This is a genomic window from Nocardia concava NBRC 100430, assembly GCF_000308815.1.
GTDB classification, from domain to species: Bacteria; Actinomycetota; Actinomycetes; order Mycobacteriales; family Mycobacteriaceae; genus Nocardia; species Nocardia concava.
Genome location: NZ_BAFX01000065.1, coordinates 72,851 through 94,913, shown reverse-complemented (window position 1 = coordinate 94,913; position 22,063 = coordinate 72,851). Strand labels below are relative to the sequence as shown.

Annotated in this window: 26 protein-coding genes and 1 pseudogene; 19 read left to right on the top strand and 8 right to left on the bottom strand. The window is 67.6% G+C overall.

Translation table 11 applies throughout. The features are described from left to right. Together ON43_RS13830 and ON43_RS13825 are read right to left on the bottom strand one after the other, a co-directional pair. Positions 1-310: TRIC cation channel family protein (locus tag ON43_RS13830; protein ID WP_174416467.1), on the bottom strand; the 310-nt coding region annotated here is incomplete at its 3' end. Next, the gene (locus ON43_RS13825) at positions 307-915 is read right to left on the bottom strand and encodes a cysteine hydrolase family protein (protein ID WP_040807528.1); all 609 of its coding nucleotides are present in this window, start codon (positions 913-915) and stop codon (positions 307-309) included. The genes ON43_RS13830 and ON43_RS13825, both read right to left, overlap by 4 nt. Before the next feature lie 102 nt (positions 916-1,017). On the opposite strand from ON43_RS13825, the gene ON43_RS13820 reads away from it, so the two are divergent. The 9 genes from ON43_RS13820 (at position 1,018) to ON43_RS13785 (ending at position 8,847) form a co-directional block, all read left to right on the top strand. Continuing rightward, positions 1,018-1,866 (top strand): helix-turn-helix transcriptional regulator, encoded by an 849-nt coding sequence (locus ON43_RS13820; RefSeq protein WP_040807526.1) that lies wholly within the window; start codon positions 1,018-1,020, stop codon positions 1,864-1,866. 117 nt (positions 1,867-1,983) lie between these two features. Then, positions 1,984-3,216 (top strand): AAA family ATPase, encoded by a 1,233-nt coding sequence (locus tag ON43_RS13815; protein ID WP_051178393.1) that lies wholly within the window; start codon positions 1,984-1,986, stop codon positions 3,214-3,216. A 23-nt stretch (positions 3,217-3,239) separates the two neighbouring features. After that, positions 3,240-4,214 carry a DUF58 domain-containing protein gene (locus ON43_RS13810; RefSeq protein ID WP_040807523.1) on the top strand — a complete coding sequence of 325 codons (975 nt, stop codon included), beginning with the start codon at positions 3,240-3,242 and terminating at the stop codon, positions 4,212-4,214. Next, complete coding sequence (locus ON43_RS13805) at positions 4,211-5,236, top strand: VWA domain-containing protein (protein ID WP_245568578.1); 1,026 nt, start codon at positions 4,211-4,213, stop codon at positions 5,234-5,236. The genes ON43_RS13810 and ON43_RS13805 overlap by 4 nt, the downstream gene beginning before the upstream one ends. 49 nt (positions 5,237-5,285) lie before the next feature. Then, entirely contained in the window at positions 5,286-6,005 is a 720-nt protein-coding gene (gene fabG1 / locus ON43_RS13800) for a 3-oxoacyl-ACP reductase FabG1 (protein ID WP_040807521.1), read from the top strand. A gap of 70 nt (positions 6,006-6,075) precedes the next feature. Further along, the gene (inhA, locus tag ON43_RS13795; protein WP_040807519.1) at positions 6,076-6,915 is read left to right on the top strand and encodes an NADH-dependent enoyl-ACP reductase InhA; all 840 of its coding nucleotides are present in this window, start codon (positions 6,076-6,078) and stop codon (positions 6,913-6,915) included. Between the two features lie 29 nt (positions 6,916-6,944). Then, the gene (locus ON43_RS13790; RefSeq protein ID WP_040807517.1) at positions 6,945-8,012 is read left to right on the top strand and encodes a ferrochelatase; all 1,068 of its coding nucleotides are present in this window, start codon (positions 6,945-6,947) and stop codon (positions 8,010-8,012) included. Between the two features lie 10 nt (positions 8,013-8,022). Then, complete coding sequence (locus ON43_RS44800; protein WP_157514021.1) at positions 8,023-8,256, top strand: hypothetical protein; 234 nt, start codon at positions 8,023-8,025, stop codon at positions 8,254-8,256. A gap of 141 nt (positions 8,257-8,397) precedes the next feature. After that, on the top strand, positions 8,398-8,847 hold the full coding sequence (locus ON43_RS13785; protein ID WP_157514020.1) for a hypothetical protein: 450 nt from the start codon (positions 8,398-8,400) through the stop codon (positions 8,845-8,847). A 4-nt stretch (positions 8,848-8,851) separates the two neighbouring features. On the opposite strand, the gene ON43_RS13780 is transcribed toward ON43_RS13785, so the two are convergent. Beyond that, the gene (locus tag ON43_RS13780) at positions 8,852-9,544 is read right to left on the bottom strand and encodes a hypothetical protein (protein ID WP_086007946.1); all 693 of its coding nucleotides are present in this window, start codon (positions 9,542-9,544) and stop codon (positions 8,852-8,854) included. Between the two features lie 143 nt (positions 9,545-9,687). On the opposite strand from ON43_RS13780, the gene msrB reads away from it, so the two are divergent. The 6 genes from msrB (at position 9,688) to ON43_RS13750 (ending at position 14,313) form a co-directional block, all read left to right on the top strand. Beyond that, a complete protein-coding gene (gene msrB, locus ON43_RS13775; RefSeq protein WP_040807513.1) occupies positions 9,688-10,143 on the top strand; it encodes a peptide-methionine (R)-S-oxide reductase MsrB in 456 nt (151 codons plus the stop codon). Further along, positions 10,140-10,652: a peptide-methionine (S)-S-oxide reductase MsrA gene (gene msrA / locus ON43_RS13770; protein ID WP_040807511.1), complete on the top strand. Its 513-nt coding sequence runs from the start codon at positions 10,140-10,142 to the stop codon at positions 10,650-10,652. The genes msrB and msrA overlap by 4 nt, the downstream gene beginning before the upstream one ends. 143 nt (positions 10,653-10,795) lie before the next feature. Next, positions 10,796-12,016: an FAD-dependent monooxygenase gene (locus ON43_RS13765; RefSeq protein ID WP_040807509.1), complete on the top strand. Its 1,221-nt coding sequence runs from the start codon at positions 10,796-10,798 to the stop codon at positions 12,014-12,016. Positions 12,017-12,069: 53 nt separating this feature from the next. Then, a complete protein-coding gene (locus ON43_RS13760; protein WP_040807508.1) occupies positions 12,070-12,591 on the top strand; it encodes a hypothetical protein in 522 nt (173 codons plus the stop codon). A gap of 55 nt (positions 12,592-12,646) precedes the next feature. Further along, on the top strand, positions 12,647-13,273 hold the full coding sequence (locus ON43_RS13755) for a class I SAM-dependent methyltransferase (protein WP_040807507.1): 627 nt from the start codon (positions 12,647-12,649) through the stop codon (positions 13,271-13,273). A gap of 98 nt (positions 13,274-13,371) precedes the next feature. Continuing rightward, positions 13,372-14,313 carry an alpha/beta fold hydrolase gene (locus ON43_RS13750; protein ID WP_040807504.1) on the top strand — a complete coding sequence of 314 codons (942 nt, stop codon included), beginning with the start codon at positions 13,372-13,374 and terminating at the stop codon, positions 14,311-14,313. Here ON43_RS13750 and ON43_RS13745 read toward each other — a convergent pair whose 3' ends face one another. Then, the gene (locus tag ON43_RS13745) at positions 14,314-15,456 is read right to left on the bottom strand and encodes an acyl-CoA dehydrogenase family protein (RefSeq protein WP_040807503.1); all 1,143 of its coding nucleotides are present in this window, start codon (positions 15,454-15,456) and stop codon (positions 14,314-14,316) included. A 75-nt stretch (positions 15,457-15,531) separates the two neighbouring features. Here ON43_RS13745 and ON43_RS13740 point away from each other — a divergent pair, with 75 nt between their 5' ends. Both ON43_RS13740 and ON43_RS13735 read left to right on the top strand, forming a co-directional pair. After that, positions 15,532-16,131, top strand: a complete 600-nt coding sequence (locus tag ON43_RS13740) for a TetR/AcrR family transcriptional regulator (RefSeq protein WP_051178391.1) — start codon at positions 15,532-15,534, stop codon at positions 16,129-16,131. Positions 16,132-16,234: 103 nt separating this feature from the next. Further along, the gene (locus tag ON43_RS13735; RefSeq protein WP_040807501.1) at positions 16,235-17,746 is read left to right on the top strand and encodes an FAD-binding oxidoreductase; all 1,512 of its coding nucleotides are present in this window, start codon (positions 16,235-16,237) and stop codon (positions 17,744-17,746) included. Between the two features lie 4 nt (positions 17,747-17,750). On the opposite strand, the gene ON43_RS13730 is transcribed toward ON43_RS13735, so the two are convergent. After that, positions 17,751-18,494 carry a S1 family peptidase gene (locus ON43_RS13730; RefSeq protein ID WP_040807500.1) on the bottom strand — a complete coding sequence of 248 codons (744 nt, stop codon included), beginning with the start codon at positions 18,492-18,494 and terminating at the stop codon, positions 17,751-17,753. A gap of 72 nt (positions 18,495-18,566) precedes the next feature. Here ON43_RS13730 and ON43_RS13725 point away from each other — a divergent pair, with 72 nt between their 5' ends. Then, positions 18,567-19,061: a pyridoxamine 5'-phosphate oxidase family protein gene (locus tag ON43_RS13725; protein ID WP_040807499.1), complete on the top strand. Its 495-nt coding sequence runs from the start codon at positions 18,567-18,569 to the stop codon at positions 19,059-19,061. A 124-nt stretch (positions 19,062-19,185) separates the two neighbouring features. Further along, positions 19,186-19,872: pseudogene (locus tag ON43_RS46775) on the top strand (helix-turn-helix domain-containing protein); the annotation flags it as partial. A gap of 35 nt (positions 19,873-19,907) precedes the next feature. On the opposite strand, the gene ON43_RS13720 reads toward ON43_RS46775, so the two are convergent. Genes ON43_RS13720 through ON43_RS13710 form a run of 3 tightly spaced genes read right to left on the bottom strand, consistent with a single transcriptional unit; the run spans position 19,908 to position 22,036 of the window. Continuing rightward, entirely contained in the window at positions 19,908-20,300 is a 393-nt protein-coding gene (locus tag ON43_RS13720) for a VOC family protein (protein ID WP_040807497.1), read from the bottom strand. 55 nt (positions 20,301-20,355) lie between these two features. Next, on the bottom strand, positions 20,356-21,189 hold the full coding sequence (locus ON43_RS13715) for an Rv1486c family protein (protein ID WP_040807495.1): 834 nt from the start codon (positions 21,187-21,189) through the stop codon (positions 20,356-20,358). 22 nt (positions 21,190-21,211) lie between these two features. After that, complete coding sequence (locus tag ON43_RS13710; RefSeq protein WP_040807494.1) at positions 21,212-22,036, bottom strand: DUF3097 domain-containing protein; 825 nt, start codon at positions 22,034-22,036, stop codon at positions 21,212-21,214. Positions 22,037-22,063 lie beyond the last annotated feature (27 nt).

Below are 22,063 nucleotides of genomic sequence, written 5' to 3'. Positions count from 1 at the left end.
CCGCGGCATCGAGCACCGCGATGACCATCGATGCGCGAATCAGCCAGTGCGCGAAGATCATTCCCGCACCCGCGGCGGCCAGTGCCGCGACGAGATAGCCGTCGCTGCGCAGCGCGGCCGGTGTCTGCCCGAGCGCGATATCGCGCAGCATGCTCCCGCCCAGACCGGTCGCGATGGCGATGACCGCGACACCGATCACGTCGATGCGATCGGCGCGCGCCCGCACGGTGGCGGTCACCGCGCCCGCGAGCGCGCCGACCGCCACCGCCGCCAGATCCAGGGCCGCCGGAATGTGCGGCGATCCGGTCACGGCCGCGCCGCGAGAGCGCTGGCGAGAATGCCGGAGCGCGCCAGTTCGGTTCCGTGCGTGACGGATTCGATCCAGTCCGCGGTGGTGGCGACCGCCGCGAACCGGGATTGCAGCACCACCAGCACCGACTCGTGCAGTTCCTTGGCGGCGATCGACCCGGCCTGGTTGGCCATGGCGAGGGTGCCGGTCGCGTCGGAGAGGAATTCGACGGCGAAGCCGCGGTGCGCGGCCTCGCGCGCGGTCGACTCATCGCAGTTCTGGGTCATGTAACCGCAGATCACGAGGGTGTCCACGGCGCGCTCGGTCAGCCACCGCCCCAGTTCGGTGCCGGTGAAGCTGGAGGGCAAGGTCTTCTCCACCAGCAGGTCGTAGGGCCGTTCGGCCACGGTGGGGTGCAGCGCGAAACCCGTGCTGCCCTGCGCGAAGAGCGGGGATTCCGGGGGAGCGATGTGCTGCACGACAGCGATCGGTATCCCGGCGTCGTTCGCCGCATCCATGGCCGCCGCGATATTGGCCAGGCTGATATCCAGCGGGGGATAGGCGATGGGCAGGTTCCCGACCACGTACTCGTTCTGGACGTCGATGACGATCAGGGCTCGTTTCATACGAATCAGCCTGGGCGCGGCCGCAATCGCGAACCAGTACCGTGTTCATCCCCGGTCTCACCCGAACCGGGGTTTGCCGGAACCCCCATAAGATTTCCGGTCGTGGAGGAGACCTCTCAGATCGGCGCGTTCCTGCGCTCGCGCCGGGCCCGGCTGCGGCCCGAGGACGTGGGCTTGACCGTCTACGGCACCCGCCGCCGCGTCCCGGGCCTGCGCCGCGAGGAACTCGCCCAGGTGGCGGGCATCAGCGCGGACTATTACGTTCGCTTCGAACGCGGCCGCCTCGACAATGTCTCGGATTCGGTCATCGCCGCCGTAGCCACCGCGCTGCGCCTGGACCCCGACGAACGCCGGCACCTCCACAACCTCGCCCACCCACCGGCGTCCGATCTGCCCGTGACGCCGCAGGTCCGGCCGCGATTGCGGCAGCTCGTCGACTCGCTCGACCCGACGCCCGCCTACGTGGTCGGCCACCACACCGACATCCTCGCGTGGAACCGCGCCGCCGCCTTGGTCTTCGACATCGATTTCGCGACCGTCCCCGTCGCCGAACGCACCTGGGCGCACCTGATGTTCCTGAACGACAACGTCCGTCGCGTCGCGGCTCCCACCTGGCCCGACATCGCCCGCCGGGTCGTCACCTACCTGCGCCTGCGGGCCAGCGCCCGCCCCGACGACACGCGACTGCGCGAGCTGATCACCGCCATGACCACCGCCAGCGATCAGTTCCGGTACATGTGGGAGACGCACGACGTCGCCGACATCGCGCACGGCCGCTATCACCTCGACCACCCGCGCGTCGGTGAACTCCACCTGGACTTCGAATTCCTGAATCTGCCCGCCGACCCGGGCGTTCGCGCTCTGGTCCTCTACAGCGCAGAGCCCGGCACGCCGTCGGAGCGGGCATTGCGTGAACTCACTCGACGTGACGCGGATCCGGCCGCGAAATAGCTGAAACACACATTTCAGACCCGAAATTCGCGCGCCGATCGCAGCCGGGTGCGGCAATCACGCGAGATACCTGGAATAGTTGGGACCGAACGCACAGAGACCAAGGCGAAAGCGGGGATGTTGGTGACTTCGACTGACGGTGTGAGCGGGGTAAGCACGGTGAAGGATGCGCCGCCCTCGCCATCGAACACCCTCGAGCGCGATGTCCAGACCCTGGAAAAGGCGATCTACGAAGTCAAACGCGTGATCGTCGGCCAGGATCGGCTGGTCGAGCGGCTGTTGGTCGGTGTACTCGCCAAGGGTCACGTCCTGTTGGAGGGTGTGCCGGGTATCGCCAAGACCCTCGCGGTCGAGACCTTCGCGAAGGTGGTGGGCGGCAGCTTCTCCCGCGTCCAGTTCACCCCGGACCTGGTGCCCACCGACCTCGTCGGTACCCGCATCTACCGGCAGGGCCGCGAGGAGTTCGATACCGAGCTGGGCCCGGTGGTCGCGAACTTCGTGCTCGCCGACGAGATCAACCGCGCGCCCGCCAAGGTGCAGTCCGCACTGCTCGAGGTGATGGCCGAGCGGCACGTGTCCATCGGCGGCAAGACCTATCCGATGCCGAATCCGTTCCTGGTCATGGCGACCCAGAACCCGATCGAGTCCGAGGGTGTGTACCCGCTGCCCGAGGCGCAGCGCGACCGCTTCCTGTTCAAGGTCGTCGTCGACTACCCCTCGGTCGAGGAGGAGCGCGAGATCATCTACCGGATGGGTGTCACCCCGCCGGAGGCCAAGCGGATTCTCGATCCGGAGGCGCTGGTCCGCCTGCAGGGCGTGGCCGCCAACACCTTCGTGCACCACGCGCTGGTCGACTACGTGGTCCGCGTGATCGCCGCGACCCGCAAGCCCGCCGACTTCGGCATGCAGGACGTGGCCGGGTGGATCTCCTACGGCGCCTCGCCGCGTGCCTCGCTGGGCATCATCGCCGCCGCCCGCGCCGTCGCCCTGATCCGCGGCCGCGATTACGTGGTCCCGCAGGACGTGGTCGAGGTGATCCCGGACGTGCTGCGCCACCGCCTGGTGCTGTCCTACGACGCGCTGGCCGACGAGGTCAGCCCCGACGACGTGATCAAGCGCGTGCTGCAGACCGTCGGCCTGCCGCAGGTCGCCGCCCAGGCCAATGCCCCGGCCGGCGCCTCCGGTGCCCCCGCCGCTCCGATGCCCGCCCCGGCCCAGCCGCCGGTGATGGGCCCGCACGGCGGCCAGCAGATGGCCCCGGTCGGCGGCATTCCGCAGCCGCCGCAGGGCATTCCGCAGCCGCCCAATGGTCACGCGCCCGGAGTCCCCGGTCAGCCCCAGACCAAGTGAGGCCGTCGGAATCGATTGCGCCCGTGACCATCTCCCCCCCCAGCGACTCCACGCACGCCCCGCCCTCCTTCCGGCAGGGGCAGTTGACCGATCCCCGGTTGACCGCGGCGTTGAAGACGCTCGAACTCACCGTGCGCCGACGCCTGGACGGCGTGCTGCACGGTGACCACCTCGGCCTGATCCCGGGCCCCGGCTCCGAACCCGGCGATGCCCGCATGTATCAGCCGGGCGACGATGTGCGGCAGATGGATTGGTCGGTCACCGCCCGCACCACCCATCCGCACGTGCGGCAGATGATCGCCGACCGGGAACTCGAGACCTGGCTGGTGATCGACCTGTCGGCCAGCCTCGACTTCGGTACCGCGCTGTGCGAGAAGCGGGATCTGGTGGTCGCCGCGGCGGCCGCGGTCACGCATCTGACCAGCGGCGGCGGCAATCGGATCGGTGCGGTGGTGGCCACCGGCCAGCAGCTGATCCGCATTCCGGCCCGCAGCGGCCGCGTGCACGAGCAGGCCATGCTGCGCCGCATCGCCACCGCCCCGCACGCCGCCGACGGCGTGCGCGGTGATCTGCGCGAGGCCATCGAGGCCCTGCGCCGGCCGCAGCGCAAACGCGGTCTGGCCGTGGTGATCTCGGACTTCCTCGGCGAAATCGACTGGCAGCGTTCGCTGCGCGCCATTTCCGGCCGCCACGATCTGCTCGGCGTCGAGGTCCTCGATCCCCGCGATCTGGAACTCCCGGACATCGGCGATGTCGTCCTGCACGACCCGGAGACGGGCCGGACCCGGGAATTCAGTGTGACCCCCACGCTCCGTGCCGATTTCGCGCGTGCGGCCCAGCAGCATCGCAATCAGGTGGAGCAGGCGCTGCGCGCCTGTGGCGCGCCGGTGATGACGCTGCGCACCGATCGCGACTGGATCGCGGACGTGGTCCGATTCGTGTCCACCCGGCGCCACACCTTCGGCGCCCCGAATGCCGGACGGGTGCCGCGGCAGTGACTATTGGCGATTTGACCTTCAGCCTTTCGAATTTCGCGCACGAAGCCTGGTTGGCCTTCCTGGTCGTGATCGGGCTGGCGGCGCTGATCTACATCCTGATGCAGCAGCGGCGGCGCAGGCATGTGCTGCGCTTCTCCAATATGGAGCTGCTGGAGAAGGTGGCGCCGCGGCAGCCGCGCGCGTGGCGGCATGTGCCCGTGGCGATCACGCTGGTCGGCCTGATCTTCCTGACCTTCGCGGCGGCCGGTCCGACCGCGGCCAAGAAGGTGCCGCGCAACCGCGCCACGGTGATCCTGGTGATCGACGTGTCGCTGTCCATGGAGGCGACCGATGTGCCGCCGAGCCGAATTCAGGTGGCCAAGAAGGCCGCCAAGGAGTTCGCGGACAATCTCACCCCCGGCATCAACCTGGGTCTGGTCACCTTCGCCGGCACCGCCTCGGTGCAGGTCTCGCCGACCACCAACCGCGAAGCGGTCAAGGCGGCCATCGACAATATGAAGCTGGCCGAGCGGACCGCCACCGGTGAGGGCATTCTGACCGCCCTGCAATCCATCGACACCCTCGCCTCGGTGCTGGGTGGCGCGGAGAAGCCGCCGCCGGCCCAGGTCGTGCTCATGTCCGACGGTAAGCAGACCGTCCCGGACGACAAGGATGTCGAGAATCCCCGCCACGGCTTCACCGCCGCGCGTCTGGCGAAGGAGAAAGGCATTCCGGTGTCGACGATTTCGTTCGGCACCACGTGGGGCACCGTCGAGATTCCGGATCAGGACGGCAAGGGCTCGCAGCGCGTGCGCGTCCCCGTCGACGACGACTCGCTGCGCGAGATCGCGAAGCTGTCCGGCGGCGAGTTCTTCACCGCCTCCACGCTCGAAGAATTGAAGAATGTCTACGCCCATCTGGAAGAGCAGATCGGCTATGAGAAGACCATCGCGGATGCGAGCCGTGCGTGGGTGCTGGCCGGGTTGGTGGTGACCGCCCTCGGTCTGATCGCCGCGCTGCTCTATCGTCAGCGACTGCCGTAACTCGGTACCGCGCGCCGACTCCCGAATACGAACAGATAGGTTTGCGTCTATGTCGAACATCACATCCCGGTCGGTACTGGTGACCGGAGGCAACCGCGGCATCGGTCTCGCGGTCGCCCAGCGCCTGCTCGCCGACGGCCACAAGGTCGCCGTCACGCATCGCGGTTCGGGTGTGCCGGAGGGTCTCTTCGGCGTGAAATGCGATGTGACCGATAGCGAATCGGTCGATCGCGCGTTCACCGAGGTGGAGGCGCACCAGGGTCCGGTCGAGGTCGTCGTCGCCAACGCGGGCATCGTGGACAACACGCTGCTGATGCGCATGACCGAGGATTCGTTCTCGAAGGTCATCGACGCCAACCTCACCGGTGCGTGGCGAGTCGCCCAGCGGGCCAACCGCAATATGCTCAAGAACCGCTTCGGCCGCATCGTCTTCCTCGGCTCGGTCGTCGGCCAGATGGGTTCGCCCGCGCAGGTCAGCTACGCGGCCTCCAAGTCGGGCCTGATCGGTATGGCCCGTGCCATCACCCGTGAGGTCGGAAAGCGCAACATCACCGCTAACGTGGTGGCGCCCGGCCTGATCGACACCGACATGACCCGTGAGGACATGACCGAGGAGATGCGCAAGAACGTCCTCGAGTTCATCCCCGCCGGCCGCATCGGCGAGGCCGAGGATGTCGCGGCCGCGATCAGCTTCCTGGTCTCCGACGACGCGTCCTACATCTCCGGCGCCATCATCCCCGTCGACGGCGGTATGGGCATGGGCCACTGAGCTTCTCGCTCAGGCTCGACCCGATCGCCACGTCCCCAGCATTCTGATAACGAGGAGAACCGACCACCCCATGGCTGGATTGCTCGACGGCAAAACCGTCCTCATCACCGGCATCATCACCGACTCGTCCATCGCTTTCCACGCCGCGGCCAAGGCGCAGGAGCAGGGCGCGAAGGTGATCATCACCGGTATTCCGGAGCGCCTGCGGCTCATCGACCGCATCGCCAAGCGCCTGCCGCAGGAGGTCCCCCCGGCCATCGGCCTGGACGTGACCAATGAGGAGAACCTCGCCGAGCTCGCCGACAAGGTCCGCGAACTGGCGCCCGAGGGCATCGACGGTGTGCTGCACTCGATCGCGTTCGCGCCGCGCACCCTGATGGGTCCCGAGGCCCTGCCGTTCCTGGACGGCCCGGGCGCCGACGCCGCCAAGGCCTTCGAGATCTCGGCCTGGTCCTACGCCTCGCTGGCCCGCGCCGTGCTGCCGGTCATGAACGAGGGCGGCTCCATCGTGGGCATGGACTTCGATCCGCGCACCGCCATGCCGTACTACAACTGGATGGGTGTGGCCAAGGCCGCGCTCGAGTCGGTGAACCGGTACGTGGCGCGAGAGGTGGGCGAGGCCAAGAAGGTTCGCTCCAACCTGATCGCCGCGGGCCCGATCAAGACCCTGGCAGCCAAGGCCATCGCGGGCACCGCCACCGATGACGCCAAGCAGCTGAACATGCTCAACACCTACTGGGACGGCGCGTCCCCGATCGGCTGGGATGTCGACGACCCGACCGTGGTCGCCAAGTCCGTGGTGACGCTGCTGTCGGATTGGCTGCCGGGCACCACCGGTTCGATCATCTACGTCGACGGCGGCGCCTCGCACAACACCTGGTTCCCGGCCGACGGTTTCGGCGCGAACTGATCTGCCCGCAAGTCTGAAGGGAGTTTTCCGTGGCCGCCGAAGCGCTGCTGTTCCTGTCCTTCGGCGGCCCGGAACGCCCCGAAGACGTGATGCCGTTCCTGGAGAACGTCACTCGGGGCCGGGGCATCCCGCCCGAGCGTCTCGCCGAAGTCGCGCAGCACTATCTGCACTTCGGCGGGGTGTCGCCGATCAATGCTTTGAATCTCGACATCATCAAGGCCGTCGAGGCCGAATTCGCCGCGCGCGGAATCGATCTGCCGGTGTATTTCGGCAATCGGAACTGGCATCCGATGGTCGAGGACACCGTGGAGCGCATGCATGCCGACGGGATCCGGTCGGCGCTGGTGTTCCCGACCTCCGCGTGGGGCGGCTACTCCGGGTGCCTGCAGTATCACGAGGACATCGTGCGCGCCCGGGCCGCGGTGGCCGACGCGCCCGAATTGACCAAGCTGCGACAGTATTTCGACCATCCGCTGTTCATCGCGGCATTTGCGGACGCGATCCGCGCGGCCGTGGCGGAACTGCCGCAGGACAAGCGGGATACGGCGCGGTTGGTGTTCACCGCGCATTCGGTGCCGGTGTCCGCCGATATCGCCTCGGGCCCGACCACCGAACAGCGCCTCTACAGCCGCCAGGTCGCCGAGGCGGCCCGATTGTGTGCCGCCGCAACCGGATTCGACGCCTACGACCTGGTTTGGCAGTCCCGCTCCGGCCCGCCGCAGGTCCCGTGGCTGGATCCCGACATCGTCGACCACCTCGAGGCGCTCTCCGAACAGGGCGTGGACGCGGTCGTGGTGTGCCCCGTCGGCTTCGTATCCGACCACCTCGAGGTCATCTGGGACCTCGACAACGAGGCGAAAGACCGTGCCGCCGAACTGGGTATGGCCTTCGCCCGCGCCGCCACCCCCGGCCCCGACGCCCGCTTCGCCCAGATGGTCGCGGACTTGGTGGAGGAGCACATTTCCGGCGCGAGCCCGGCGCGTCTGAGCGATATCACCGCCCTCGGCTGCACCGTCAACGGCACCCCCTGCGCCGTCGGCTGCTGTGCCCTCCCGCCACGCCGTCCCGAAATGGCGCGAACCGCGGGCGAATTGTAGTCTCGCCCAGGTGACTACACCCGGACGCGCCACCCAGCAACGTCGCCAGCCCGCCCCCAGCGCCGCCGTCGCCCGCAAGAAGCGCACCTTCGGCCCGCCAGACATGTTCGTCTGGGCCCCGGTCCTCACCCTCTTCCTCACCGCCGGAATCGTCGGCACCATCGGCCAATCCATCGGCTTCGCCGCCCTCTTCGTCGCGGTCGCGGTGATCATGGTCATCGCCGACATGTTCTTCAACCGCTGACCGATGACACAACAGCCGCAGCAAGAAGTTCCGCAGCCGTATCAGTCGCCGTATCCTCCGCCGAGTCAACCGCCGCTGGTCTCGCCGCCGCGGCGTTCGGTCGTTCCGGTTGTGATCGCGTGTCTGGCCGGATTTCTCGCGGTGCTGGGCGTCGCCGGTACGGTGACGGGTTTGGTCCTGTACTCCGGCGAGAAGAACGAGACGGCATCCGATACCGATGCCAAGTCCGCGCAGGCGGCCGCGTGCGATTTCATGACGCTGTTCGGGAGCTACGACTACACGGAGTTCGACAAGCACAACGACGCTCTGCTGGCCGCCAGCACGGCCGGCTTCCAGAAGTCATACTCCGATACGGTCGCCACCTTGAAGGACACCGTCATATCACAGCAGATTCGCAGCAAGGTGATCGAAAACCATTGTGGCGTGGTGTCGGTCGGCGATCACAAGGCGCAGGTGCTCGTCGCGACCAAACAGTCGGTATCGCGGCCGGCGGACCCCAATCCTCCCGCGCGTCTGGCGGCCGTGACGGTATCACTGGAACAGCAGGCCGATCGGTCATGGCTCGTCAGCGACGTCTCCGTGCTGACCTGACGCCTCACTTCAGCACGTTCACCGCGCGGGCGATGACCAGGCTGACGGTGATCAGGGAGACCGCCGACTGGATCATCATCAGGGTTTTCGCCCAGCGGGACATCGGCATGACGTCGGTGGGGCTGAAAGCCGTTGCGTTGGTGAAAGATAGATAGAGGTAGTCGGGGAATTCCGGCTCCCATTCCGGATCGGTCAGATCGGGGTTCTGCATCTGGACCCAGAGGAAATCCGGGTAGGGCTTGCGGGCGTGGGCGCGGGCGGCGGGGCCACCACGATCGAATTCCCAGTACCAGAGCGCGAATACGAGAACATTGGACAGCCAGATGGCGCCGCCGGAGCTGAGCAGTCCGGCGGCGTTATTGCTGACCGCGCCGTCGATGAGGCCCGTCACCAGGTGATACACCGACCACACCAGCGAGAATCCGAGCAGTGCCATCAGCGTGAGGCTGAATCGGCGCAGCCATCGTTCCTCCCGGTCCAATCGGAACGGGCTGGCGATGATCGCCACGAACAGCAGGATCAGCCCGATGCCCGGGACCAGCCACCGCGGTCCAACGGTGAACTGCGCGGGCAGATAGAACTGCACGATCAGAATGCCGACGATGGCGGCCGTCGCCGCCCACCGCGATTCCCCGGCGGTCTTCCGCGCCCATGCCGGTACCTGGTCGTCATCGCTGTCTTTCCCGGGCGTGCTCACGCTGGTGAGTATGCCTGTCCAGGCCGTTTCCGCCGGTGAACGACGCCCCCGTGGCCAATGGTGACAGAAGTATGACGCGGAGTTGAGGCCGGACTATCCAGCAGGCAAGGTGAGTTGTAGCTGAGGCCGATAAAGGAGGTCAAGTGACACGGGAGTACAACCGGAATCCGGCGGCCGTGGCCGCGCTGTCGCCTGAGCAGTACCACGTCACCCAGGAGAACGGGACCGAGCGGGCGTTCACGGGGGAGTACTGGGACAACCATGAGCCCGGGATCTATGTGGACGTGGTGTCGGGGGAGCCGTTGTTCGCCTCGACCGACAAGTTCGAGAGCGGATCGGGGTGGCCGAGTTTCACCAAGCCGATCGAGTCCGAGAACGTGGTCGAGAAGCGGGACATGAGCCATTTCATGGTGCGGACCGAGGTGCGGTCGTTCAACGGCAACAGCCATCTCGGGCACGTCTTCCCCGACGGGCCGCGCGAGGCCGGCGGGCTGCGCTATTGCATCAATTCCGCGGCGCTGCGATTCATTCACCTCGATGATCTCGAGGCCGAGGGTTACGGACAGTACAAGTCCCTGTTCACGAAGGAGGAAGCGTGACCGACACGCGTAAGGCGATTCTGGCCGGTGGATGTTTCTGGGGCATGCAGGATCTGATCCGGCGGCAGCCGGGTGTGGTCTCGACCCGGGTCGGCTACACGGGCGGACGCAACGACCATCCGACCTACCGCAATCACCCCGGGCACGCCGAGGCCGTGGAGATCGAATACGACCCGGCGCAGACGGATTACCGTGCGCTGCTGGAGTTCTTCTTCCAGATCCACGATCCGAGCACCAAGGACCGGCAGGGCAACGACATCGGGTCCAGCTACCGCTCCGCCATCTTCTATCTCGATGACGAGCAGAAGCGGGTCGCCGAGGACACCATCGCCGACGTCGACGCCTCGGGCCTGTGGCCCGGCAAGGTGGTCACCGAGGTGACCCCGGCCAGCGCCTTCTGGGATGCCGAGCCGGAGCACCAGGACTACCTGCTGCGCTACCCGGACGGCTACACCTGCCACTTCCCGCGGCCGGGCTGGAAGCTGCCGAAGCGCCAGGCCACGGCGTAAATCTCACGGGCCTCACCGGGGTGTCTCCCCGGTGAGGCCCTCTTTTTATGCTTGAAACTAGTTGCCAAGAGACTAGTTGTCTGGATACTATTGCCCAGAGATCGTGAGGGCGATCGAACGGGATTTCTCGGAAGGCGACAGTCATGAACGGCATCAAGAAGGCACTGGTCATCGGCGGCGGCATCGCGGGACCGGTTGCGGCGCTGGCACTTCGGAAGGCGGGCATCGAGGCGACGGTCTTCGAGGCCTACGAGACCGCCGCGGTCGACGCGGGCGCGATGCTCACTGTGGCGCCGAACGGCCTTGCGGCACTGGTGATCATCGGCGCGGACAAGCTGGTCCGGTCGGCCGGTCACCCGCTGCACAGCATGATCATGGAGACCGGCTCCGGGCGGAAGCTGATGCAGGTCGACACCCTTCCCGGCCTGCCGCCGAGCTGCACCATGCTGCGCGCCGATCTGTTCCGGGTGCTGCACGACCACGCGATCACCAACGGCATCACCATCGAACACGGCAAGCGGCTGATCGATACCGAGCAGACCGACACCGGCGTCATCGCCCGATTCGCCGACGGCACCACCGCCGAGGGCGACATCCTCATCGGCGCGGACGGCATCCACTCCACCGTGCGCACCCTTATCGACCCGCAGGCCCCCGGCCCGGAGTACACCGGCCTGATGAGCTTCGGGTTCGGCGAATTCACCCCGGACGGAAGGCTTTCCGACGGCGGCAAGGGCGATATCGACGCCATGCACTTCGCCTTCGGCAAGCGCGCCTTCTACGGCTACTGGCGGCAGCCTGACGGTAAGCACGTTTTCTTCAGCAACTTCCCGCAGGCCGAGCCCATGACCCTGGCCGAGGCGAAGGCCGTCCCCGCCGAGGAATGGCTGAACAAGTTGCGCGCGGCCCACATCGGCGATACCCCGGGCGAGCGGCTCTTCGCCGAGACCAGCGTGGACGACATGATCATCACCGGCCCGATGGAGCGGATGCCGCACGTCCCCAACTGGTTCCGCGGCCGGGTGGTGCTGCTGGGCGACGCCGTGCACGCCCCGTCGTCGAGCTCGGGTCAGGGCGCCTCGCTGGCCATCGAGTCCGCGATCGAATTGGCCCGCTGCCTGCGCGACATCCCGGACCCCACCGCCGCTTTCGCCGCCTACGAGCGCCTGCGCCGCCCGCGCGTCGAGGACATCTCCGACAACGCCGCCAAGACCAACAACGGCAAGACCTCCGGCCCGGTGGCCAAGGCCCTGTTCGGCCTGATCATGCCGATCGCGACCCGCACCTTCCTGAAGCCGGAGAAAATGTTCGGCCCCGTCCACCGCTTCGTCATCGACTGGGATCAGCCGGTCGAGCAGTCGTGACGCGATCCGCGATATTCGCTGGGGCGCAGCGGCTCTCGGGTAATGTCCGATTCGTGGTGGAAGTCGAGTTGGTGCGCCGGTTCACGCCCGAGCAGTATCGGTACGCATTGCAGACCTGGGCGTGGATCGGGGTGGAGGGGCTGGCGCCGGTGTTCACCTCGCCCTTCGGGGATGTCTTCTTCATCGGTGGCGACGGTGTCTGGTACCTGGATGTGTTCTGGGGGAAGATCACTCGCGAGTGGGAATCGCTCGACGAATGCAACGCTGAACTGCAGACCTCGGCGGGCCAGGACGACTACCTGCGAGCCATGCTCGCGGTCGCGGCCGCCAGGCAGGGCCTGACCCCGAACGACTCCGAGATCTACGACCTGGGTCATCCGGTCGTACTCGGTGGTGAGGAGGGGCCTGACAATGTGCACGTGAGGGATTTCGTCACCTCGGTGGGCATGGCGGGCCAGCTGCACGACCAGGTCCGCTTCATCCCGGTCGGCGCGCAGGTCAATGTCTCCTTCCATGATCCCGACGACGAGCCCGAGCGCCCGACCGGCTGGCGCCGCTGGTTCGGCCGCAACTAGCCGATCCGCCGCTTTCGCATCGCCCCGGATCACCCGGTCGATTACCGTTGCCGCCATGGGACTTTCGGCGGCCGAAGTGTTCGACGAGCTGGGCAAGGACTACGAAGACGCCTTCGCGGGCCTCACCGCCCAGCGCGAGGAACTCGAATGGCTCCTCACCGAACTACCGGACAAGGCGAAGGTCCTCGACGTCGGCTGCGGCACCGGCCGCCCGACCGCCGAGATCCTGACCGCCGCCGGCCACGACGTCACCGGCTTCGACGTCTCCCCGAAGATGATCGAGATCGCCCGAACCCAAGTCCCCGCAGCCCATTTCGAGGTAGCCGACCTCCGCACCCTGTCCTACCCACCCGGAACCTGGGACGCGATCATCGCCTTCTTCCCCCTCCTGCAACTCACCCGCGCCGAAATCGACACCGCCCTACTGAAATTCGCGAACTGGCTCGCCCCCGGCGGCATCTTCCTCTTCGCCACCGTCCCCGCCGACGTCGAGTCCCTCGACATCGAATTCATGGGCCAGCCGGTCACAGTCAGCAGCTACCCACCCGAACACTTCCACCGCCTACTCACCGACACGGGCCTGAAAATCCTCCGCGACCGAGTGGTCGAATTCCTCCCCGACCACCCCGCCGCCATCCCGGAACACGACCTCTTCCTGGCCGCCCGCCGCTCAGCGACGTAACACCCGGGTGCCGGTGAAGCGGCTCACATGCCGTCACATTCGTGGGTGCTGTGCCGTCCTCGATCGAAGACATTCGCACAAACCTCACGGAGCACCCCATGCGATCCACCCTTCGATTCCGGCGCGTGACTCTCGGGCTCGCCGTCACGTTGATGCCGCTGTTCACCTCCGCGATTCCGGTCGCCGGTGCGGGTGAGCCGTCCAACGGTGATACGCCCTCGCATTACCTGAATCGCGTCGAATCCCGTTACGCCGACACTGATCTCGCGCGCTTCCACTACGCGGTCTCCGGTAGCGGATCCCCCGTCGTGCTGATCGCGGGCGGCGGGCTGTGGGGCTACTCCTGGCGAGATGTGGTGCCCGAACTCGCGCGTGAACACACCGTCTACGCGGTCGACCTGCCCAGTCAGGGCTACACCGAATTGCACGACACCGGTTTCGCGTACGACCTGCCCGCCATGGACACGGCCATCCAGACCTTCCTGGACGCGGTCGGCGTGCAGCGCACGACGCTGGTCGGGCACTCGTGGGGTGGCGCCTGGAGTCTGTACTTCGCCGAACACCATCCGGAACGGGTCGACCGCCTCGCGGTGCTGGACTCTCCTGGACTGGACGCGGAAAAGGCGCCCGTCACACCGCTTTTCACGACCCCGTTGCTCGGTGAGGTGGCCACCGGGCTCACCGACCGCTCGTTCTACGCGGACAATATCCGAGGCACGTTCTCCCGCAAGGAACTCGTCACCGACGACATGATCGACGAGCTGTATCCGCCGTTCTCCCGCCCCGCGAACCGCGACGGCTTCCTGGCCCTGTGGCGGAAGCTCGACTACCGGCTGACCGACGCCGGACTGTCCCGAATCGACGTACCGACCCTGGTGCTCTGGGGTGGCGACGATCAGTGGTTGCCGTCCTCGCAGGCGGACCGGCTGGCGCACCGCATACCCCGCGCGGAGGCAGTGGTCCTGCCCGGGTGTGGTCATGCGGTGCACGAGGACTGCCCGGCCGCGGCGATCCCGAGAATCAGCGAGTTCCTGCGCTGATCATTCGCTCGCCAGGCTGCGGGCGATGACCAGGCGCTGGATTTGGTTGGTGCCCTCGAAGATTTGGGTGATCTTGGCTTCGCGCATGTAGCGCTCGACGGGGAAGTCCTGGGTGTAGCCGTAGCCGCCGAAGACCTGGACGGCGTCGGTGGTGACCTTCATGGCGGCGTCGGTGGCGGTTAGTTTGGCGATGCTGGCGTGGCGGGAGTAGGGGAGGCCGGCGTCGCGGCGGCGGGCGGCGTCGAGGTAGGTGGCGCGGGCGGAGCCGACGGCGGCGGCCATATCGGCGAGGAGGAAGCCGAGGCCCTGGTGGTCGATGATGGGGCGGCCGAAGGCTTCTCGGTCCTTGGCGTAGGCGACGGCGTCGTCGAGGGCGCGCTGGGCGATGCCGGTGGCGACCGCGGCGATGCCGAGGCGGCCGGAGTCCAAGGCGCTGAAGGCGATCGGGAGGCCCTGGCCGGGTGCGCCGAGCAGGCGGTCGGCGGGGACGAAGGCGTCGTCGTAGGCGGCGCTGGTGGTCGGGACCGCGCGCAGGCCCATCTTCTCCTCGGGCTTACTGAAGGAGAGCCCTTCGGTGTCGGCGGGCACCAGGAAGCAGGAGATGCCGCGGGAGCCTTCGCCGGTGCGGGCGAACAGGGTGTAGTAATCGGCCTTGCCGCCGTTGGTGATCCACGCCTTGGTGCCGGTGATGCGGTAGCCGCCGTCGGCCTCGACCGCCCGGCAGCGCAGCGCGGCCGCATCGGATCCGGCATGTGACTCCGAGAGGCTGTACGCGCCGATCAGACTGCCCGACAGCATTTCCGGCAGCCAGCGCTGCTTCTGCTCGTCGGTACCGTAGGCGAACAGCGGATGACACGACAGGCTGTGCACGCTGACGGCCACCGCGACCGCCGCCCACCGCGCGCCCAACTCCTCGAGCACCTGCAGATACACCTCGTACGGCTGCCCGCCCCCGCCGAACTCCTCCGGATACGGCAGGCTCAGCAGCCCCGCCGCGCCGAGCGCCCGGAACGCCTCGGCCGGATAGCGCCCCTGCTTCTCGTACTCGACGACATTCGGCTCGAGCACCTTGTTCGCGATATCGCGGGTGAGCTCGATGAGGTCGCGGGCTTCGGTCGTGGGCAGCAGGCGATCGACGGGCATGGTCGTCACATTACGACCGACACCCAATTGCGTGCAAGGGTGCACGCAATTTCGAGAAACCGCTAAGCTGACCGGGTGGTATCCGGTCTGCCCCCGAACAAGCATCAGGAGAAGAGTCTCCGCACCCGTGCGCTGCTGCTGGACGCGGCGATCGACAGCCTGGCCGAGGTGGGGTACGCCAGCGCGTCCATCGCCGACATCACCGCGCGGGCCGGTGTCACCCGCGGTGCGCAGCTGCACCACTTCCACACGCGGCAGGAGCTGTTCGCCCAGACCATCGAGCATCTGACGCTGCGGCAGCGGGAGGCATTGCAGCGGCGCGAGCGGACGCTGCCGGGGGAGTCGTCGGCGGGCGAGGTGCTCGTCGAGCTGGTGACCGCGCCGTTCGCGGGAAAGCTGGGCAAGGCCGCGGTCGAGTTGTACGTCGGCATCGCCAATGACCGTGAGTTGCGGCGGAACATGCTGCGCGTGCAACACGATCTGACCGTCGAGCTGCTCGACGCGTGCGGGCGCTTCATCGACGTGTCGCGAGACCGTCTCGAGTCCGCGTTCTGGCTCACGATCAACCTGGTGCGCGGTGCCACGCTCGACGAGATGGTGGGTCGGGATCGATTGCGGCGCAAGCAGGTTCTCGCTGATTGGGCACGTCTGGCCGACGGCCTCCTGGCCGAGTGAAACGCGACCTTTCAAGGTCGCGATAACGGACCGTTGGAGTGGTTCGTGTGTGCCCGGCAGACTGGAGGTGGCCGGGCAATTACCTCGGGGGAGGTGCGCCAGTATGGCGTTCAATCGGCGAAATCTGCTGCGGGCGGCCGGAGTCGGCGTCGGCTTGGCGGCGCTCGGGTCGGCGACCGGGTGTGAGCCGCAGGCTCCCGCCGCGGAACCGACAGCGACACCGACATCGGAACCGCCTGCGGGGCAGGTGGATTGGGGAGGGTTGCGGCAGCGCCTCGCGGGGACGCTGAATTTGCCGTCCGATTCGGGCTATTCGACGGCCAAGTTGGCCTTCAACCCGGCCTTCGACACCAGACAGCCCGCGGCAGTGGCGCGGGTCGCCGGTGCTTCCGATGTGCAGACCTGCGTGAATGTCGCTGCGAGCGCGCGGATTCCGGTGGCGGCGCGCAGTGGCGGGCACAGCTACGGCGGGTATTCGACGCCCGATAACGGATTGGTCGTGGATCTGGGTGGCATGACCGGTGTCGAGGTGAAGCCGGACGGGACCGCGGTGATCGGTGCGGGCACCCGACTGATGGACGTGTACTCGGGTCTGGCACAGGCGGGCCGATGCCTACCTGCCGGTTCCTGCCCGACCGTCGGCATCTCCGGCCTGACCCTCGGCGGCGGCATCGGCGTGCTGACCGGAAAGTACGGATTGACCTGTGACAACCTGGTTTCGGCGCAGGTGGTCACCGCCGACGGGACACTGCGGACCGCCTCGGCGGACTCCGAACCCGACCTGTTCTGGGCGCTGCGCGGCGGCGGTGGCGGCAACTTCGGCATCGTCACCTCGTTCACCTTCCGCACCGTCGCCGCACCGCAACTGGCGGTCTTCCAGGTCCGCTTCCCGGCCGGATCGCTGACCGACGTGCTGGCCGCCTGGCAGACCTTCACGGCCTCGGCCCCTGACGAATTCTGGTCCACCCTAGGCATTTCCGCGGGCAGCCCGCCGACCTGCCGCATCAACGGCTGCTATGTCGGCTCCGAGAGCAATCTGAACGCGCTTGTCGACAAACTGGTCGCCGCCACCAAGACTCAACCGACCAACAGGTATTCGCTATCGAAGGACTACCTCTCCGCCATGATGTATTTCGGTGGCTGCGCGAACTATTCGGTGGAGCAGTGCCGCCCGAACTGGAACGGCGGGGGAGTGCTCGGCCGCGAGTCGTTCACCGCGTCGTCGCGGGTGCTGACCAAGCCGCTCGCCGATCCGAGCCGCCTGACCGCCCTGCTCACCGGTCGACAGGGCATGGATATCCTGCTCGACAGCCTGTCGGGCGCACCCGCGCGAATCGGCGCGAAGGACACCGCATTTCCGTATCGCGGGGCGCTGGCGACGGCCCAGATCTACGTCGGAGCCACGACCCCGGAAGCCCGCGCCGCGGTGAACGAGGTGCGGGACGGGCTCGGCGACCTGATCGGGAACACGGCCTTCATCAACTACATCGACCCCGGCCTATCCAACTGGGCGAGTGCCTATTACGGCGACAACGCCTCCCGACTACGCGGTATCGCCAAGCATTACGACCCGAAGGGGGTCTTCGCCTTCGACCAGTCGGTGTCGCGGGTGTGACGGCTCAGAAGTCGGCGGGAATGCGCGCGTAGACGCCCGGATATCCGGCCAGGGCCGCTCCGCGCGCCCACGAGGTGATGCCGACCAGTTTCCCGTCGACGAGTAGCGGCCCGCCGCTGTCGAATTCGCCGGTATCGGCCTCGGTCGAACCGGCGCACACCATCTCCGAGGCGTCGAACGCGCCCGGGTAGGCGGCCGCGCAGTCAGCGTCCGACACCATCGGCACGGTCGCGCGCCGCAGCACGGTATTGGACTCGTCGCCGTCGGAGGTGCCGCCCCAGCCGAGCACCGTGGCGGTCCGGCCCGACGGCGCGGCGATCGGGGCTGTCGGCCGATTCTGCGGGTGCGCGAGGGTCAGGACGGCGAGGTCGTGGTGATAGACCTCGACGCCGTCGACGGTCTCGTCGCGGAAGTCCGGATGCAGGCGAACCGCCGTGACGGCCACGGTCGTTCCCTCGTGCGAGCTCAGATCGCTGCGATCGAAGGTGACGGTCAGCGCCTGCGGCAGCAACTGCGCGAGCTGCACGCAGTGCGCGGCCGTGAGCACCCGGTCGGGCGCGATCAGCTCGCCACCGCAGAACTGGCCCGAGGCCCGGGAAAGGAACAGTGGCGTGCCTACCGCGGCGAGCCATGGATAGTCACCGGTCGTGGTTTCGGTGCCGCCGATGACGGCATTCGCGGGGACGGCCGGAACGGCACAGCCGAGGAGCGCCGCGGCGAGCACCGCGACCCGACGGGAGAACGACATCGGGCCATTCAAACAGAGATCAACCGCCCATGGCGGCCCGATTGTGTCGTACCCCGCGAGTACGGTCGGGACATGACGTCATGGAACGAGTTCGCAACCGCGGCACCCCGTATCTCGACCGTCTTCACCCGTCGTCACGCCGCCACCGGCAACCTGTGCATGCTCGCCACCCTGCGCAAGGACGGCTTCCCGCGCATCAGTCCGCTCGAGCCACGCATGTTCGAGGGGCACCTGATCGTGGCCGGCATGCCCAACACCACGAAGTTCGCCGATCTCGCGCGTGACCCGCGGTTCTGCCTGCATACGGCCACGGTCGACACGCAAGTCAGTGACGGCGACGCCAAACTGTTCGGAACCGTGCACGATCTGCAGGATCAGGCGCTGCACCAGCGCTTCGCCGAAGCCCTGTTCGAGGAATCGGGCTTCGACCTACGCGGCCGCAAGTTCGAGCCCTTCTACGTCGCAGACATCACCGGTGCGTCCTCGATCGAGATCGTGGACGGTCGCCTGGAAGTGACGATCTGGAAGCCCGGCCAGGCCGAGCGCGTGGTCGAAGTCAAAGACTGACCCGAGCCCGTGACGGCATAGCATGCAATATTGCAGCGAGTGCAAACATGCAAACAATGCATGTGTGCATGGAATGCCGAACAACGGTGCTTTTCAGCGCTTTTCGAGGTGATCGGAGGGTGTATTGACGAATATTCACCCGCCACAAGGCTATCGGGAGCGACCTTCGTCCGTCGCCGGCGCGACGCTGTGGACGCGCGGCGGAGTCTCCGACACCGATCTGCCGGTGCTGCCCGACGGCAGCATGGACCTGCTCTGGATGAACGGCCGCCTCTCGGTCGCGGGCCCCGATACCCACGCCTACCGCCCGCCCTCGGGTTTCACCGGCCCGATCAGCGGAATCCGCTTCTATCCCGGAACCGCTCCCAGCCTGCTCGGTGTACCGGCGAACGAACTGCGCGACGCCAGGGCGGATCTCTCGGACCTGTGGTCGGCGGCCGATCTGCGTCGCGCCTCGGAACTGATCGCGAAGGCCCCGAACCCCGCAGCCGGTCTCGAACAGATCGCCGCTTGGCGCGCAAGCGAAACGGATCCGGCGGATCCGGTGCTGCGCTTCATCGTGACCTCACTCCAATCCGGGCTGTCGGTATCGGCGACCGCCGACGAGGTGGGAACGGGCCCGCGCCGACTGCATCGAATGTCGCTGACCGCCTTCGGATACGGCCCGAAGACCTTGGCGCGCGTCCTGCGAATGCAGCGCGCCCTGGCCGCCGCCCGGAAGGGAATGGGCCTGGCGGACGTCGCGGCGGCGTGCGGGTACGCGGATCAGGCGCATCTGACGCGCGAAATCCGGCAGTTGGCGGGAATGCCGCCGAGTCGTCTGCTCGGTACCCCAGCGGTTGAGCGTCAGGCCGATGCCGCGTACAGGTCGACGCTGTTGCCGTCCGGATCCAGCACCGTGGCGTTGCGCTGGCCCCAGAACGCGTCGAACGGCTTGAGTTCGCCGCGATATCCGGCGGCCAGCAGCTCCTCGAACTTCTCGTCCACGCCTGCGGGGGAATCACATTCACAGGCGAGGCCCAGGCGGCCGGCGGCCTGCGGGGCCACCCACTCGGGCCGGAAGGATCGAATCGTCTCCTCGGTATCGAGCATGAGTTTGATACCGCTGCCGAGCTCCGCGTCCACATGCGGCGCGCCCTCGGCTCCCTCCGCGAACTCCACCCCCAGTCGCCGGTAGAAGGCCACCGACGCGGCCATATCGGACACCACGATCTCGATTGCGTTCAGTCGAATACCCATGACCCGAACCCTAGGCGCGCCCGCAGTCCGAAGTCTTGAACAAAACGGACACCGCTCACCGAGCGTGCACGGCCGCCAATCGCGCCGCCCGAATCGCATTCCACAGTGGCCGCAGCAACGCCTCCTGTGCCGCCACGGCCGTGGCCGAGGTCGGCGCGGACGCCGGTTCGCGTTCGGCGACTGTGAGAATCGCCGCGACCTGATCGGCGGTGTCGAGAATCCGCCGGGCCCGCAGCGGCATGGAATCCGGATACTGATGTCTCGTATGTCCGGCCAGTTCGGCCTCGACCAGTTCGCGCGGCCCCACGCCGCCGGACCCGAGCCGAGTGGTCTGCAGCTGCTGCAGCGCGTCGGCCGCATCCCGCACGGCTTCCCGCATGGTGTATTCGGCCTCGCCCAAAGGCATTTCGGGAACCAGCGCGAGCGGAATCGGCGTGGAGTACACCCGCCACTGCAGCGCGTCCTCATCGGTCCACACCGGAACCAGCCCGGTCCCGTTCGCACCGGGCGCCCCGACCAGCAGCCCTTCCCCCGCTTCCGTTGCCGCCGCGGCGAATTCGGTGCCGACCGGTATCCCGCGCACATCGCCCGGAATCGGCAGCACCAGCCGTACCTGTGCCTCGGCACCGCCGACCCCGGCCGCACCGCCCCCGTTCATCGCCTCCCGAATGAGCTTGAGCAACACCATGATCCCGGCCCCCGCGACCGCCTCCGGCTCATCATCCGACGCCCACGGCAGCCCCGTATGCCCACCCGTCACAGGATCCCCCGCGGCCACCGTCTGCCGGGGAGCCCAGGCGCGCAACGCGTCCAACACGTCGTCAGGGGCACTCTGCCCGGCCAGCCATGACCCGGCCCAGACCGTGAGAGATGCACTCGGGGAACTCATGCATTCGAGGATAACTGGCGGGCTACTCCTGCTCGGTGACGAAGTCGATCAGTCGTTCGACGGCACCGATGAGGGGTGTTTCCAGATCGCGGAAGGAGTTGACGGAGTTGTAGACGCGACGCCAGCCGTCCTGCGGGGTGCCCCAGCGTAGGCGCTGGCAGATGCCGGTTTTCCAGTCTTCGCCGCGCGGGACGTCGGGCCAGGCGGGGATGCCGACGGCCTTGGGACGGACGGCCTGCCAGACGTCGATGTACGGGTGACCGGTGACCAGGACGTTGGGGCCGAGGCCCTGGGTGAGGCCGGTTTCCTTGGATCCGGTGACCAGATGGTCGACGAGGACGCCGACGCGGCGGGTCGGGCCGGGTTGGAATTCCGCGAGTTTGGCGGCGAGGTGGTCGAGGCCCTCGAGCTGTTCGACCACCACGCCCTCGACGCGGAGGTCGTGGCCCCACACCCGCTCGACCAAGGCCGCGTCGTGCACACCCTCGACCCAGATGCGGCTGGCGCGCGCGACACGCGCCTTCAATCCTTCGACGCGGGTGGAACCGGAGGCGGATCGGGTCGGCTGCGCGGGCGCGGTGGCGGTCGGCTTCACCAGTGTCACCGGCTGCCCATCGATCAGAAAAGCCGCTTCCCGCAAGGCGAACAGACGAACCCGCCCGCGCCCGTCCTCGAGTTTGACGAACTCGCCGTCGTAGCTGCGGTCGAATCCGACTACGGCCCCGCAGAATCCGGTGGCCGCGTCCTCGGCGACGAGGTCCCGTTCGGCCACTACGCGTGGTATCTCCCGTTTGCGCGTCCGCTGGTGGCCGGAAAAGATGTCGCCGTAATTGTCACGCCCGCTCACCCGACCGAAGGTACCGCCGCCGCACCG